This window comes from Mesorhizobium sp. P2_F5 (assembly GCF_056403715.1).
Map to the genome: position 1 here is coordinate 213,980 of NZ_JBFUEY010000005.1, position 14,436 is coordinate 228,415.

The following is a 14,436-nucleotide window of genomic DNA, read 5'->3' on the forward strand; positions in this document are numbered from 1 at the left end:
TCTGGAGAAGGAGACGAACCGTGCATCCCGTGAAGCATCTGTTCGAAGACATTTACCGCAATTACTGGGGCATCTCGCCGGCCGCGGAGCGGCCGGAACGGCAGCGGCTGACCAAGCTTGCGAAGCGCAGCCGCGACCTGCTGCCGGAACGTCGGCAGGATTGAGCCTCGTGTGAGAAACATCTGATGGGGCAGGGTTCTTGCCCCGTCAGGGACGTTGACGCACCAGCGCCGAGGCCGCGATCGCCAACCAGCCTGCGATCAGCAAGGTGCCGCCAATCGGCGCCGACATCGGGAAAAGCCGCGATCCCACGAAATCCCGCGCCAGCAGATCGCCGCAGAACAGAACGAGCCCGACGAGCAGCACCAGGCTGCCGATCCGCAGGATCCGGTTTGCGCCGGCGAGGCCGACGGCCAGAAACACCGGCGCATGCATGATCAGGAAGGATGCGGCGGTGCCGACGAAAGCGCCGCCGAGATGCGCCGCTGCCGCCGACAGCGCCACGCCTGCCGCGCCACACAGGCCGCCAGCGAAAACGAGGATGCGCGCGCTGCTTGCTGGCGCGGGTTCGGCGATACTCATGTCTCGGGCTCCGTGATTGACGACAGGCGCGCCCTGTCTGTCAGGATTTGCCTGATACCGCCAGCATGTCGCGCGTGCGGCGCGACTGGACCAGCCAATTGTACACGGCACCGCCGGCCATCAGCACGGACGTGCCGAGAAACACCGCACGCATGCCGAAATGGCCGCCGACGAAGCCGCCAAGCAGCGGGCCTGCGACCTGGCCGACATATTGCGCCGAGATTGCCAGGCCAAGCACATTGCCGCCGACGCCATCGGGAACATTGTGGCGGATGACGCTGGTGATGCAGGGCAACAGTCCGCCCAGCACCAGACCCATGAGGAAACGCAGGCCGACGAGCTGCCAGCTCTCTGTGACGAAGGCCTGCGGTATCAACAGCAGCGCCGAAACGGCCAGCGATGCCACGATGACGTTCCAGTGGCCGATGCGGTCGGCGAGCTTGCCCAGCCGCGACGCCGACAGGATGGCGCCGAGTGCGGCCGCCGACATGACGACGCCGGAGACCAGCGTCACCCGGCTTGCGTCCGCGACCAGTTGCTGGACATAGACAGTGATGATCGGCTCGATCGACATGTTGGCGAAGGTGAACAGCATGCCGGTCGCCAGCATCGCGACGACAGGGCGCTTGTCGGGGATCTGCGCCCAGCCGCCCTTCGGCCTCTCCTTGGGTTTTGCCAGTGCTGGCGGGCGAGGCATCTCCTTGATCAGGAACGTCGTCGCCAATGCCGCCAGGAAAATGACGCCGCCGGCGATGAGGAAGGTGGCGCGGATGCCGATCAGCGGCGGCAGCGCGCCGCCGAGCAGCGGCCCGACCAGGGAGCCTGCGGTGATGCCGGCCGACAGCACGCCGAGCGCCCAGCCGGAGCGGTCTTTCGGCGTCTGCATGGCGACCAAAATGGTCGAACCCGAGGAATAGCCGCCGGCAAAGCCGATCAGCAGACGCAACAGCACCAATTGCCAGACGGTCTGCACCATGCCGGTCAGCGACATGCAGATCGCCATGCCGAAGCTGGCGCGCACCAGCATCACCTTGCGGCCGTAGCGGTCGCCCAGCCGTCCCCACAGCGGCGCGACGAGGGCCGCGGCAAAGAAGGTGGCGCCGAAGGCGATGCCGGACCATTGCACGATCGCCGCGTGGCCGACGGCGCCCAACTGCTCGACATAGAGCGGCAGGAAGGGGAGCAGCAGCGTCATCGCCACAAGCGTGCTGAACGATCCGGCAAAGCACACGAACAGGTTGCGCCGCCAATGCACATTGTAGGTGGAAGGCTGTTCGGCGGCCTGCGCTGCACTGTCCTGCGGCATGTCGTGTCCTGTCCGCTTGCTGCGGATACCATTTTGGGATACCAAGTCGGTATCCTCATGGACGCAAAGTCCGGCTGGTGTCAATCCGGCACTCTCAAACGTGATCGGCCAGACCTCAAATGCGAGGCCGATCGCCAGCAACGGAACCAAAGATGTCGCAGATGCAGACCGTCGAAAAAGCGCTTCGCGAGATGATCCTCGGCCTTGAGGTCGGTCCCGGCGAGCGGCTGACGGAACGTTGGATCGAGAGCCGCTTCGGCGCCTCTCGCACGCCGGTCAGGGCAGCACTGCTGCGGCTCGAGACGGAAGGGCTGATCTGCCGCGACGGGCGCGGCTGGACGGTGTCGCCGATCAACCTTGCCGAACTGCAACAGATCGCTGTCTATCGCGAGGCGGTCGAGGTTGCGGCGGTCCGCTTGACCGCGGCGCTGGCCGACAGGAGCGCCGTCGATGTCATCGAGGCGATGCTGGACTCCTGTGACGCCGCCACACCGCGCGAGGAATGGCACCGCGTCGGCATGGATTTCCACATCGAGCTGGCGCGGCTCTCCGGCAACGAGTTCCTGTTCAGGGCGGTGCGCGATGCCATGACGCGCTTGTCGCGGGCGCGTTGGCTGGAGGTCCGCGACGAGGCCGCGCTCGGCCGTGCCTGGAGCGAACATCACGCTATCCTGGCGGCGGTGCGGGCCGGTGACGCCGACGCGGCGGCGGCGCGGCTTTCCGCCCATATCGTTGGCAGCCGCGACCGCCTGGTGACGTCGTTGCACAATGACCGGCGCGGACTGCGCGCGAGGGGATTTGCCGTCGTCGCCGCTTGATATCGGTCACGAAAGTGACAGATGTCAGGCGCCATCCGCTTTCGGCCTCGCTTCATGGACGCCGATGGCGTAAGGAGCGGCCATGGAAAACAACCGATTTGAAACACCCGTGACCGTCAAGGCAGCCGCGGGGGGAGCCAACCAGCTCCTGCGCACGGCCCGCGAGGCGTCCGATTACCTGCTCAACAGCTGGCCCGGCAAGCGCAGTCCCAAGCATCGCGAAGCGCTGCAGGCCTGTCATGATGCGCTGGCCGGCGACAAGCCGGCGATGATTGCAAGGCGTGCCTTCATTGCCGCGGCGCGCGAAGTCAACGTCTTCGTCAGCGACAAGGCGGCCTGATAGCAGCGACGCCGCCCGTTTGCCGGGCCGGATCGCTGCCATTCCTATGGCTATTCTTCGGTCTCTGTATCGGTTTCGGAACCGGCCTCGTCCTCGGGCTTGGAGCGCTCCTTGGCTGCGACCTTGGCGGCCAGCTTCTCCGCCTTCTTGGCGGCCTTCTGCCGGTCGCGCTCCTTGCGTTCCTGACCGTAGTTCGGTGGTCGCGCCATATCGTTTCCTTTCGCTGTACCTGACCCTGCCTAGAAGCATTGGCCGGCAAACACAACAGCGCCGCGAGGGCAGATGCCAGCGGTTCGGGACTTGCGTGATGGCTAACACAATGGTTTAGAAAAGGCTGCGGGACAGTCACTGGAGCCGCCGCCGACCGATTTCGAATCAAAACGACCGATGGCCACGCTTCAAAGAAACGCACAGAAGCTGATCTATTATGCGCGCAACGCCATGCGCGACATCGCGCCGCCGGTCCTTTTCCGGCGCCGGCTCGGCCGTCTGCTCGATCAGGCCAGGCTTTCCGATGCATCGGTCCGCCAGCGGCTCAACTACTACAACACGCTGCGGGAGCCTTTTACACCCAGCCCCGAGGCTGTGCCGGTCAATCGGCTGCCGTCGGACCGCAGCATGTACTATTACGATCTGAAGGAATTCACCCGTTATTTCGATCCGGGTCTGAGGGTCGACCTGGAATTCGGCGACGTCATCGAAGTGCCGAAGATGCCGTCGATCGTCAAGGACCGGCCGATCATCGGCGACAACGGCAACGGCGTCCTGTTCAAGCTGAACAAGTTCCGCCATTTCCACATGCCGGCCGACGATGTCGCCTTCGCCGACAAGCATCCGCTCGTCGTCTGGCGCGGCGAGCTCAACAATCCGATCCGCACCTTGCTGCTGGAGGCCGTCCGCGACCTGCCCTTCTGCGATGTCGGCACGCCAAGGGCGACGGCACCGGCGGAATATCGAAAACCCTATCTCACCATCGATCAGCAGCGGCGCTACCGCTACATCATTTCCCTCGAAGGCAACGATGTCGCGACCAACCTGAAATGGATCATGAGCTCGAATTCGCTCTGCCTGATGCCGCCGCCGACCTATGAGACCTGGTTCGCCGAGGGTCAACTCGAGCCCGATGTCCATTATGTGCCGCTGGCGCCCGACTTCAGCGATCTGGCCGAGCGCGTGCATCATCTCGAGAAGCACCCGGCCGAAGCCCAGCGCATCGTCGCAGCGGCCAACGCCTATTGCCGCAAATTCGCCGACGAGCGGGCCGAGCAGGCGATCTGCCTGCTCGTGCTCTACAAATATTTCGTGCTCAGCGGCCAGATCGAGCCCGATCCGGAGGTCTGGCGGTTTATCGCGGGCTAACTGTCGGCCTCAGATGACGCTTCGGTCGAGAACCAGATCGGCCGGACTGAACCGGTCCTTCGCGGTGAACTGCTGGTGCCAGTAGGGATAGAGCACCGGCGGCCGGCTGACGGCATCGAGACGATCGCGTTCCTCAGCGGTGAGGGTGAGTGCCGCGGCGGCGAGGTTATCCCTAAGCTGCGTCTCGTTGCGCGCGCCGATCACCAGCGAGCTGACGGCAGGCCGGCCAAGCAGCCAGGCTAGCGCCACCTGCGCTGCCGAGACGCCGCGCGCCGCACCGATGTCGACGAGAACATCGACGATCCGCCACAGCCGGTCTTCGTCGCGGATCGGCGGTTCCGACCAGCCGGCAAGCTGGCGCGCAGTCGGACTGTCGCGACGGTATTTGCCCGACAGCAGGCCGCCGGCAAGCGGGCTCCACACCAGCACGCCAAGGCCCTGGTCGACCGAGATCGGCAAGAGTTCATATTCAGCCTCGCGCGCTTCCAGCGTGTAGTGGATCTGCTGGGTGATGAAGCGCGGCTGGTGATGGCTGTCGCTGATCCCCAGCGCCTTCATCACCTGCCAGCCGGAATAATTGGAGCAGCCGACATAGCGGATCTTGCCCTGGGCAACCAGCGTGTCGAGCGCGGCGATGGTTTCCTCGAGCGGCGTCGTGCCGTCCCATTCGTGCAGGAAATAGATGTCGATGACATCGGTCCTGAGCCGCTTCAGGCTCTTCTCGCATTCGCGGATAAGATGATGGCGCGACAGGCCTTCGTCGTTCGGGCCTTTGCCGATCCGCATGCGCGCCTTGGAGGCGATCAGCACGTCGTTCTTGCGCTTGCCGCCGAGCGCTTCGCCGATGATCTCTTCCGACAGGCCGTTCGAATAGACATTGGCGGTGTCGATGAGGTTGATGCCGGCATCGATGCAGGTGTCGGTGATGCGGGAGGCCTCCGCGAGGTCGGAATTGCCGACGGCGGCGAACGGCCCGCTGCCGCCGAAGGTCATGGTGCCCAGCGTCAGCGTCGAAACTTTCAAGCCGGAACGGCCAAGCGTGCGGTATTCCATGTCAAATCCTCGTAATCTTGGTGGGGAAGGGGCGGGGAGGCCCGAACGGGTCCGCCATTTGTAGGACAATTTGAGCGGCTTGTCGCCATGCCACGGCGATGGATCGGCCATGCCTCGCCGATTTGAGCTGTGATCGACCGGCTGGCGGCTTGCAATAAAACCGTCATTGCCGGCCTATATCAAGTCGGCTCAGGGTTTCATGTCAGCCGGCAAGCGGAGCAGCGGAAATGACCGAGTTAAAGCAGAATTCTCCGGCCAGGGATTGGCTTGAAGCCGAACTCGCCGACACGCTCGACGAGGACTATGAGCTGGAAATGTCGGAGCCGGCGCTGTCGCTGGAGATCGCCAAAATCTACAAGAACGCGCATCCGCCATCGATCGATCGCATGCAGTATTTCCGCGACCTGATCGGCCTACAGTCGGAACTGATCAAGCTGCAGTCCTGGGTCGCCTATCACAAGAAAAAGCTGGTGGTGATTTTCGAGGGCCGCGACTCCGCCGGCAAGGGCGGCGTCATCAAGCGCATCACGCAGCGCCTCAACCCGCGTATCTGCCGCGTCGTGGCGCTGCCGGCGCCGACCGAGCGCGAGAAATCGCAATGGTATTTCCAGCGCTACGTGCCGCATCTGCCGGCCGGCGGTGAGATCGTACTGTTCGACCGCTCGTGGTACAATCGCTCCGGTGTCGAGCGGGTGATGGGCTTCGCCGGACCCGATCAGGTCGAGGAGTTCTTCCACGACGTGCCGGAGTTCGAGCGCATGCTGGTCCGCTCCGGCGTCACCCTGGTCAAATACTGGTTCTCGATCACCGACGAGGAACAGCAGATGCGCTTCATGATGCGCATCCACGATCCGATGAAACAGTGGAAACTGTCGCCGATGGATCTGCAGTCGCGCGTACGCTGGGAGCGGTACACCAAGGCCAAGGAAGAGACGTTCGCCCGCACCAACATTCCCGAGGCACCGTGGTACATCGTCGAAGGCAACGACAAGAAGCGGGCGCGGCTGAACTGCATGGATCATTTGCTCAAGCAGATGCCCTACGAGGAGGTCCCGCACGAAGAAATCACGCTGCCCGAGCGGGTGTTCAATCCGGAGTACGAACGCCAGGTCTTGCCGCGCGAGCTTTACGTGCCGGAGAAGTATTGAGACGGGAATGCCAAGGACCGGATGGGGGCGCGAAGGATCACAGCGCAGAAGGCTGCCCCCTGGTGAGAACTAACCCCGCTTGATCGTCACATGCGTGGCAAGCGCCGTCGCCACCTGTTCGGTGCACTGATAGCCGAGCTTCAGCATATCGAGACCGGCAAACAGGTTCTCACCCCTCCCGAGCAGCAGCGGCGACACCGCCAGATGCAGTTCATCGATGAGCTTCTCCTGGAGATATTGCCGGATGGTGGAGACGCCGCCGCCGACGCGGACGTCCTTGCCGCCGGCCGCGGCTCTCGCCTGGTCGAGCGCATCATGGATGCCCCCGGTAACGAAGTGGAAAGTAGTGCCGCCTTCCATTTCGATCGGATCGCGCTTGTAGTGCGTCAGCACGAAGACCGGCACGTGGTAGGGCGGGTTGTCGCCCCACCAGCCTTTCCAGTTTTCATCCGGCCACTCGCCGCGGATCGGTCCGAACATGTTGCGGCCGAGGATCCAGGCGCCGACATTGTCGAAGCTGCTGACGGTGAACCGGTCGTCCACATCGGTCGTCCCGCCATCGGCGCCGAGCACCATCTTGCGGAAGGTGCGGGTGCCGATCATCCATTTGTGCAAATCTTCGCCACCGACCCCGAGCGGATTTTGCAGGGTCTGGTCAGGACCGGCGCCGAAACCGTCGAGCGACAGGGTGAATGCATTGACACGCAGCTTGGACATGAAAGCCTCCGAGATAACCGGTTGTGATTTGCAAGTGGTTTGTTTTGTAGCAAACCGATTGCGGAATGCAAGTGGTTTTTTAAATCGCCAGGAATTAGCATATGCTAATACTTGACGGAAAAAGCCGCCGGGTTACCTTTCGGGAGGCCCTGAGTCGGGAGCGCACGAGATGAAGGCATATCGCGTCGAGAGGATGGACGGGGAGGTCGTTCAGGAGAGCGAGGAGACCCACGCCAGTACACCGTTTGGGGCAGCCGAAAAGGTGATCGGCCGGAAGGTCACCTTGCGAGGCGACGCCTGCAAATGGATCCGCGTGGTTGACCTGACGGACAAGGTCCCGACGCGGCGTCGCCCCAGCACCTACGAGTATAGGGCGCTGGGGGGATAGGTCAGCAAATTTGCGGCGCCTATGACGAGAATCTGGCCTCAAGCCGCGGCGCGCTTCGGCATCACCGCAAACGGGCTGAGGCCAAGCCAGGTCTGCATCTTGCCGGCGACGTCGAGGTCGCCGGTCAGGCTGATCTTGTCGCGTTCCTTGTGAACCGTCGTCAGCCCCATCCAGATCGAGGTCATGGTGCAGAGGTCCGTCGAGACATAGAGATCGACGTCAAAGCCCGGATCGTACCAGCACAGATCGACATCGCCGTGCTTCTCGACGATCAGCCACCACGAGCGTTTCGACGCCGGCAGGTCATGATACAGAAACTGTATTACGGTGCGCCCGTCCGGCAGTGGACTGGGGTTCAGGTTGCGCCGCATGTCCCACATCAGCAGCGACGGATCGAGGTTCTTGAGCGAGAGCCTGGCCTCGACCCATTTCTGGCCCCAGAACCCCATCGCCTCGACCACCGGGCGCAAATCCCGACCCGCCTCGGTCAGCCGGTATTCGAACACGCCCTTCTCGGATTCGATCTCGGTCCGCTCGACAATGCCGCCGGCTTCAAGGTCCTTGAGCCGTTGCGACAGAAGGGTTGGCGACATTTTCGGCACGCCGCGGCGCAGGTCGTTGAAGCGGGTCGAGCCCGCCACCAGTTCGCGCAAAAGCACCATGGTCCAGCGTGTGCACAACAGCTCCGCCGCCATTGAGAGTGGGCAGAACTGCTTATATCCGGCCTGTGTCATGTGGTGATCCCCAAAAGAAGTTGCCGGACCCTAATCAGAATCCACTGAAGTTGCCAGTACAGAACCTGTACTGGCACCCCCGGTACAGTTTGGTGACTGGAGCGGTCCGGCACAGTCATGCGAGGCAGCGGTCACGTCGCCGGGCAGTCCGGTGCCGATCCATGAGGAGTTAGGACAAATGACCGCTTACGTGATCGCAGACATCAAGGTGAAGGACGACAAATGGGTGCCGGCTTACGCCGCTTCGGTGCATGACCTCGTGCACAAGCACGGTGGCAAGTACCTGGCACGCAGCGGCAACGTGAAGACGCTGGAGGGCAAGCCGCTCGACACCAGCCTGATCGCCATCATGGCGTTTCCGTCGGCAAAGGCAGCCGAAGCCTTCACCAACGATCCGCAATACGCCCCGTTTGTGGCGGAGCGTCGGAAGGGCAGCGACAGCCGCTTCCAGCTGATCGACGATACCGATCTGGCCGGAACGATCCCTTATCTGCCCAAAGCGTGAGGAACAGCCGGAACCCGGCATGCCCGGGTTCCGGCTGTCCTTAGGCAAACCCTGTCCCGGCCGGGCAAGACTATTCCATAGACAGGATGAGGTTGCGCACGACGGGATAGATTTCGCGCTCCCAGCGCTTGCCGTTGAAGACGCCATAGTGGCCTACATTGGCCTGCAGGTGATGGCGCTTGAGATGCGGACGCAGCGACCGGCATAACTCATGAGCGGCAGACGTCTGGCCAAGTGCGCAGATATCGTCACGCCCTCCTTCCACGGTGAGCAGCGCGGTGTTGCGGATCTCGCCGGGATCGACCCGGCTGCCACGGAACGTGAAAGTACCGGTAGCCATTTCCGCTTTGTGGAACACGCGGTCGATGGTTTCGAGATAGAATTCTTCGGTGAGGTCGAGCACAGCCAGATACTCGTCGTAGAAGATCTTTATTTTCTCGGCCTCGGCTGTCTCTTCAGCCGCCAGATGGTCATGGAGCTTTCGGTGAGCCTTGGTGTGGCGGTCCATGTTCATAGCCATGAATGCGGCAAGCTGCAGAAAGCCCGGATAGACACGGCGCCCACCGCCGGCGTGGCGCCACGGCACGCGGGAAATAACGGAACTCTGAAACCAGGACAGCGACTTGCTGACGGCAAATTCGTTGACCTTGGTCGGGCTCTCGCGAGGATCAATCGGCCCAGCCATCAGGGTCATCGAGCGCGGTGTTGCTGGGTGCCTATCCTCGGACATGATGGCGACCGCGGCGAGCGCCTGGACGCAGGGTTGGCAGACCGCCAGTATATGCGCGCCCGGGCCGATCGCCTCCAGGAAGCGGATGATGTAGTCCACGTAGTCGTCGACCCCGAAGCAGCCTGCGGCGAGCGGCACGTCGCGGGCATTGGCCCAATCCGTGATGTAAACTTCGTGGTCTGCCAGGAGCGTCTCCACTGTACCGCGCAGCAGTGTCGAGAAATGGCCCGACAGCGGGGCAATCACCATCACCCGTGGCTGGCGCGTATCCATGTCCTTGGCGAAGYGCAGAAGCTTGCCGAATGGCAGGTCAAGCGCCGTTTCGACACTGACCGGCACGTCACGATTGCCCACCTTGACGGTACCGATATCGAAATCCGGCCGCGCATGGGTGAGCTTGAAACGACCGATCATTTCCAGGCCGGCGGCCAAGCGCTGTTTCACGCTGTCGCCAAAAAGCATGCCACCCATCGTCGAACGGATCAGGTCGGCGAAAAAGCGCGTCGGCGTGATCAGGTCGTCCTGAAGCTGATAGGCCTGGTACAGCATCGAATGCGTCCCGTTCCGAGCGGCCATGTGGCAGTGCAAAATAACTAGTGCAAATTCTTGTGCATTGCGAGAGGATTGTTGCCGGCAAAGGGCAAGGAGGGTCGACGGCATGACGAGGACGCATGAGTAAGGCCGCCGCGACGAAAGCAGGCCTGACCAACAAGGCCCTGACCAACAAGGCCCCGACCAACAAGGCAACGTTGACGATCTCGTCGAAGAACTATTCCTCTTGGTCCCTGCGTGGCTGGTTGCTTTGCCGCATGGCCGGACTGGAGTTCGAGGAAAAGCGCATAGATATCGATGACCCGGAGCAAAGGCAGGAGTTGCTCCTTTTGTCGCCATCTGTGTTGGTGCCTCGGCTAACCCATAACGAGGTGACGGTGTGGGACACGCTGGCGATCGCCGAATATCTAGCCGAGACCATGCCAGGTGCGGGACTGTTGCCCGCAGACCGTGTCGCGCGCGCGCACTGCCGGGCGGTGTCTGGCGAGATGCATTCGGGATTTCACAATTTGCGCTCGGCGCTGCCAATGAGCCTGAAGGCCAGGCACAAGAGCTTCAAGATTTTTTCGGGTGCGCGGCCGGATGTCGAGCGGATCAAGGCAATCTGGTCTGAATGCCTGAAGACCTATGGCGGTCCCTGGCTGTTCGGTGCGTCGCCAACCGTGGCCGATGCGATGTACGCGCCGGTCTGCACCCGTTTCCGTACCTATGCCGTCGAGCTCGAAGCGCCACTTGCCGCCTATTGTGAAACCGTCTTTGCCTGGTCCTTGATGCAGGAATGGACGCAGGACGCATTGAATGAACCCGAGGATATCATCGAACTGGACGTCGAATTCTAAGCGCAGTCGGAGACGGCTGGTGCGACACCGGCCGCGCATTGGTCGAACCAATTATCCCTTCAGCATCTGCGCCACTTCAGGCGCGAAGTAAGTAAGGATACCGTCGCAGCCGGCGCGTTTAAAGGCGAGCAGCGATTCCAGCATCGCCTTCTCGCCGTCGATCCAGCCATTGGCGGCCGCCGCCTTGATCATCGAATATTCGCCCGACACCTGGTAGGCGAAGGTCGGCATCTGAAGCTCGTCCTTCAGCCTGCGGATGATGTCGAGATAGGGCAGGCCGGGCTTGACCATCAGCATGTCGGCGCCCTCGGCGATGTCCTGCTCAGCCTCGCGCACCGCTTCGTCGGAATTGGCGTGGTCGAGATAGTAGGTCTTCTTGTCGCCCTTGAGCAGGCCGGCGGTGCCGACCGCTTCGCGATAGGGGCCGTAGAAGGCGGAGGCGAATTTCGTCGCATAGGACATGATCGCCACATCGGAAAAACCGTTGGCGTCGAGCGCGTCGCGGATGGCGCCGATGCGGCCGTCCATCATGTCGGACGGTGCGATGATGTCGGCGCCGGCCGCCGCCTGGATGACGGCCGCGGCGGTCACCTGTTCCACCGTTTCGTCATTGACGATAATGCCGTCGCGCAGGATGCCGTCATGGCCGTGCGAGGTGAACGGGTCGAGCGCGGCATCAGTGATGATGCCGATCTCCGGCACCGCATCCTTGATGGCGCGCGTTGCGCGGTTGATGATGTTTTCGGGGTCGAGGATGTGCGATCCCGTCTGGTCGCGCAGCGCAAGCTCGACATTGGGAAAGGTGGCGATCGCCGGAATGCCGAGCTTGGCAGCGCGTTCGGCCTCCTTGACGGCGAGGTCTAGCGAGAGGCGAAAGACGCCGGGCATGGCGGCGATCGGCTCGCGCGTGTTCTTGCCGTCGATGATGAAGATCGGCCAGATCAGATCGTCGACCGAAAGCCGGTTCTCCTGCACCAGGCGGCGCGACCAGTCGGCCTTGCGCATGCGCCGCAAGCGGCGGCTGCCGGTGATCTCGTCGACGCTGCGCGCGCCGGCGGGCTTTGCGGGGGTGAATTTGTTCATCGCCATAACTCCGGATCGCGCGGCTTTTACCACGAGCCCCGCCGCCATTTGAGGCGGCTTTTACCACGAGCTTCTGCCGCTGACCAATGCGACACGATTGTGCCAGCGCCGTCTACGCCTTCGGCGGCCAGGCCAGCTCGGGGCCGGTTTTGAAGAATGACACGTTGTTGGTGAAAATGCTCTCCGGTGCGAGCCGGATCAGGCGCCCGTTCGGATGGTCGATGTCGGCCACTGTGTCGATGAACCAGCCGTTCCAGTTCGGCTCCGGACCGAGATATTTGTGCAGCAGCCGTTTGAACCGTTCCGGATCCATCGGCTCAACGGTGGCGGCGCCGCGCAGGCCGAGATGCAGCAGAATGCCGGCCTCATTGTCGAAATGCACGATCTCCACCGCGCAGCGCGGATCGCGTTCGAGGTGCTTGACGGCGCTGGCCTCGGTCGATCCGAGCAGCCAGATCGCATCGTCCTCCCAGATGAACCACATCGGCGCGTTGCGCGGCGCGCCATCCGCGGTCACGGTCGCCAGATTGGCCATCAGCGGGCGGCGGAGCACATCGTCCGGGTCGAACTTTTTCGGCATCTCCCAGCCATAGCCAGGTGCCGAGGTTTCAAGCGTCATGCGTTCGTCCCTGGATCACAACCGACTGATTGCTGAGATGGTGTCTCGCCGGCAATTTTGCCCTCATTTTTGAGTGGGGCAAGCGTGGTTGGGTCTTACTGCGAAAATCCAAACCATCGCTGCCGGTTGACGCACCCATGCGCCACCTTTAGCACTTCAGTCCCGCAGGCGCGGGGAGGGAATCTCTGACGATGGATTTTGGCGGCGGCGACGAGATCCGCTTCGAACGGTTGGGCAAGGCAGGCGTCGTCACGCTGACGCGGCCGCAGGCGCTCAATGCGCTGACGCATCGTATGATCAAGGCGCTGGACCAGGCGCTCGACGCCTTTGAGCGCGATGCTAGCGTCGACGTCGTCGTCGTCAAGGCCGAGGGCAGGGCGTTTTCCGCCGGCGGCGACATCATGCATGTCTATGAGGCCCGGGCCGGAAAGCCGCCGGTCGACTTCTTCGCCGACGAGTACCGGCTCAACGCCCGCATCAACAGTTTCAAAAAGCCCTATGTCGCGCTGATCGACGGCATCGTCATGGGCGGCGGCGTCGGCATCTCGTTCCACGGCTCGCAGCGCGTGCTGACCGAGAACGCCCAGTTCGCCATGCCCGAAGTCGGCATCGGCTTTTTCCCCGATGTCGGCGGCAGCCATCTTCTGCCGGACCTCGGCGGCAGTTTTGGCATGTATCTGGCGCTCACCGGCAACCGTATCCGTTACGGCGATGCGCTGTGGTCGGGCCTAGCCACCCACACCATCAAGGCCGCCGACCAGGCTGCCTTTCTCGACCGGCTGTGCGCCAATGGCGATCCGGAATCGGTGCTGCGCGGCTTCTTCTCACCGGCCAAGCGCGAGACCGGCCAGCCGGTGCTGGAAGCCATAGCCCATCATTTCGCCCAATCCTCGCTTGCCGATATCATTGCCAGCCTGGAGCGGGCGGCCGGCGCCGACGAATTTGCCGCCAAGACGCTGGCCACCATCCGCACCCGCTCGCCCACCAGCCTCAATGTCGCCTGGCGCCAGATCAGCGCCGGTCTGACCTTGTCGATGGAAGCCTGCATGAAGATGGAGTTCCGCATCCTCAACCGCATGCTGGCCGGTCACGACTTCTATGAGGGCATCCGTGCCGTCATCGTCGACAAGGGCTCGACGCCACAATGGCGGCCGGCAAGCCTGGCTGAGGTCGACGCTGCTTCCGTGGACGCCTATTTCGCTCCGCTCGAACGGGAGCTCGAGCTGTGAGCGAGGTCACGTCGCGGCGCATTGTGCTGCAGCCCTCGGGCGTCGAAATCATCTTCGCCTGGTTCCAGCGCGTCATAGCGGGCTACTGCCTGTTGTTCGGCATCCTGTACTGGATCCGGCTGATCGGCTTTTATCCCGGCCCGCTGTGGCGCTTCGACCTGATGCCGGTGCACTGGCAGGTCGCGGCGGTGATGCTGGCTGTGTTCTTTCCCTTCGCCGCAGCCGGCCTGTGGATGCTGGCGTCCTGGGGCCCGGTGATCTGGTTCATCTGCGCCGTCACCGAGACCATCATGTATGCCGGCTTTCCCGATCTGTTCGGCCACCGGCCGCTGATCCTGTTTTCGCATGCCGCCGTGGCGCTGCTTTACATCGTCTTTCGCGTCGTGATCTGGATGCAGAAGCGCCCCGCGCGCGCCTGAAACGCCGCCCCGCCG

The 14,436-nt window shown here is 62.9% G+C and carries 18 protein-coding genes; 9 read left to right on the plus strand and 9 right to left on the minus strand.

The genetic code is table 11. The annotated features are described in order from the left end of the window. The first annotated feature begins 20 nt into the window (after positions 1-20). Positions 21-164: a hypothetical protein gene (locus AC1DYO_RS10355; RefSeq protein ID WP_477262825.1), complete on the plus strand. Its 144-nt coding sequence runs from the start codon at positions 21-23 to the stop codon at positions 162-164. A gap of 43 nt (positions 165-207) precedes the next feature. On the opposite strand, the gene AC1DYO_RS10360 is transcribed toward AC1DYO_RS10355, so the two are convergent. Continuing rightward, on the minus strand, positions 208-582 hold the full coding sequence (locus AC1DYO_RS10360; RefSeq protein WP_477262827.1) for a DUF423 domain-containing protein: 375 nt from the start codon (positions 580-582) through the stop codon (positions 208-210). Between the two features lie 40 nt (positions 583-622). Beyond that, positions 623-1,888: a multidrug efflux MFS transporter gene (locus AC1DYO_RS10365; protein ID WP_477262829.1), complete on the minus strand. Its 1,266-nt coding sequence runs from the start codon at positions 1,886-1,888 to the stop codon at positions 623-625. A gap of 152 nt (positions 1,889-2,040) precedes the next feature. On the opposite strand from AC1DYO_RS10365, the gene AC1DYO_RS10370 reads away from it, so the two are divergent. Next, positions 2,041-2,706 carry a GntR family transcriptional regulator gene (locus AC1DYO_RS10370; RefSeq protein ID WP_477262831.1) on the plus strand — a complete coding sequence of 222 codons (666 nt, stop codon included), beginning with the start codon at positions 2,041-2,043 and terminating at the stop codon, positions 2,704-2,706. An 82-nt stretch (positions 2,707-2,788) separates the two neighbouring features. After that, entirely contained in the window at positions 2,789-3,046 is a 258-nt protein-coding gene (locus AC1DYO_RS10375) for a DUF982 domain-containing protein (protein ID WP_181060761.1), read from the plus strand. A 50-nt stretch (positions 3,047-3,096) separates the two neighbouring features. Here AC1DYO_RS10375 and AC1DYO_RS10380 read toward each other — a convergent pair whose 3' ends face one another. Next, positions 3,097-3,255 (minus strand): hypothetical protein, encoded by a 159-nt coding sequence (locus AC1DYO_RS10380; protein ID WP_181060760.1) that lies wholly within the window; start codon positions 3,253-3,255, stop codon positions 3,097-3,099. Positions 3,256-3,433: 178 nt separating this feature from the next. Between AC1DYO_RS10380 and AC1DYO_RS10385 the strand changes: the two genes are divergently transcribed. After that, on the plus strand, positions 3,434-4,405 hold the full coding sequence (locus AC1DYO_RS10385; RefSeq protein ID WP_181060759.1) for a glycosyl transferase family 90: 972 nt from the start codon (positions 3,434-3,436) through the stop codon (positions 4,403-4,405). 9 nt (positions 4,406-4,414) lie between these two features. Here AC1DYO_RS10385 and AC1DYO_RS10390 read toward each other — a convergent pair whose 3' ends face one another. Further along, positions 4,415-5,458: an aldo/keto reductase gene (locus AC1DYO_RS10390; protein ID WP_477262833.1), complete on the minus strand. Its 1,044-nt coding sequence runs from the start codon at positions 5,456-5,458 to the stop codon at positions 4,415-4,417. Positions 5,459-5,685: 227 nt separating this feature from the next. Between AC1DYO_RS10390 and ppk2 the strand changes: the two genes are divergently transcribed. Beyond that, a complete protein-coding gene (gene ppk2, locus AC1DYO_RS10395; protein WP_477262835.1) occupies positions 5,686-6,606 on the plus strand; it encodes a polyphosphate kinase 2 in 921 nt (306 codons plus the stop codon). Positions 6,607-6,675: 69 nt separating this feature from the next. On the opposite strand, the gene AC1DYO_RS10400 is transcribed toward ppk2, so the two are convergent. Both AC1DYO_RS10400 and AC1DYO_RS10405 read right to left on the minus strand, forming a co-directional pair. Next, complete coding sequence (locus AC1DYO_RS10400; RefSeq protein ID WP_477262837.1) at positions 6,676-7,323, minus strand: dihydrofolate reductase family protein; 648 nt, start codon at positions 7,321-7,323, stop codon at positions 6,676-6,678. A 426-nt stretch (positions 7,324-7,749) separates the two neighbouring features. Continuing rightward, entirely contained in the window at positions 7,750-8,445 is a 696-nt protein-coding gene (locus AC1DYO_RS10405; RefSeq protein WP_477262839.1) for a winged helix-turn-helix transcriptional regulator, read from the minus strand. Positions 8,446-8,623: 178 nt separating this feature from the next. On the opposite strand from AC1DYO_RS10405, the gene AC1DYO_RS10410 reads away from it, so the two are divergent. Beyond that, positions 8,624-8,950, plus strand: a complete 327-nt coding sequence (locus AC1DYO_RS10410; protein ID WP_023673003.1) for a DUF1330 domain-containing protein — start codon at positions 8,624-8,626, stop codon at positions 8,948-8,950. Positions 8,951-9,020: 70 nt separating this feature from the next. Here AC1DYO_RS10410 and AC1DYO_RS10415 read toward each other — a convergent pair whose 3' ends face one another. After that, positions 9,021-10,229 (minus strand): polyhydroxyalkanoate depolymerase, encoded by a 1,209-nt coding sequence (locus AC1DYO_RS10415; RefSeq protein WP_477262921.1) that lies wholly within the window; start codon positions 10,227-10,229, stop codon positions 9,021-9,023. A gap of 122 nt (positions 10,230-10,351) precedes the next feature. Between AC1DYO_RS10415 and AC1DYO_RS10420 the strand changes: the two genes are divergently transcribed. After that, complete coding sequence (locus AC1DYO_RS10420; RefSeq protein ID WP_477262841.1) at positions 10,352-11,071, plus strand: glutathione S-transferase; 720 nt, start codon at positions 10,352-10,354, stop codon at positions 11,069-11,071. 51 nt (positions 11,072-11,122) lie between these two features. Here the strand turns inward: AC1DYO_RS10420 and hemB are convergent, their stop codons facing one another. Together hemB and AC1DYO_RS10430 are read right to left on the minus strand one after the other, a co-directional pair. Continuing rightward, on the minus strand, positions 11,123-12,154 hold the full coding sequence (hemB, locus tag AC1DYO_RS10425) for a porphobilinogen synthase (RefSeq protein ID WP_477262843.1): 1,032 nt from the start codon (positions 12,152-12,154) through the stop codon (positions 11,123-11,125). Positions 12,155-12,266: 112 nt separating this feature from the next. Next, the gene (locus AC1DYO_RS10430) at positions 12,267-12,773 is read right to left on the minus strand and encodes a pyridoxamine 5'-phosphate oxidase family protein (protein WP_477262845.1); all 507 of its coding nucleotides are present in this window, start codon (positions 12,771-12,773) and stop codon (positions 12,267-12,269) included. A 191-nt stretch (positions 12,774-12,964) separates the two neighbouring features. Between AC1DYO_RS10430 and AC1DYO_RS10435 the strand changes: the two genes are divergently transcribed. Together AC1DYO_RS10435 and AC1DYO_RS10440 are read left to right on the plus strand one after the other, a co-directional pair. Beyond that, entirely contained in the window at positions 12,965-14,002 is a 1,038-nt protein-coding gene (locus tag AC1DYO_RS10435) for an enoyl-CoA hydratase/isomerase family protein (protein WP_477262847.1), read from the plus strand. Further along, positions 13,999-14,421 carry a DUF6163 family protein gene (locus tag AC1DYO_RS10440; RefSeq protein WP_477262849.1) on the plus strand — a complete coding sequence of 141 codons (423 nt, stop codon included), beginning with the start codon at positions 13,999-14,001 and terminating at the stop codon, positions 14,419-14,421. Before AC1DYO_RS10435 ends, AC1DYO_RS10440 begins: the two co-directional genes overlap by 4 nt. Positions 14,422-14,436 lie beyond the last annotated feature (15 nt).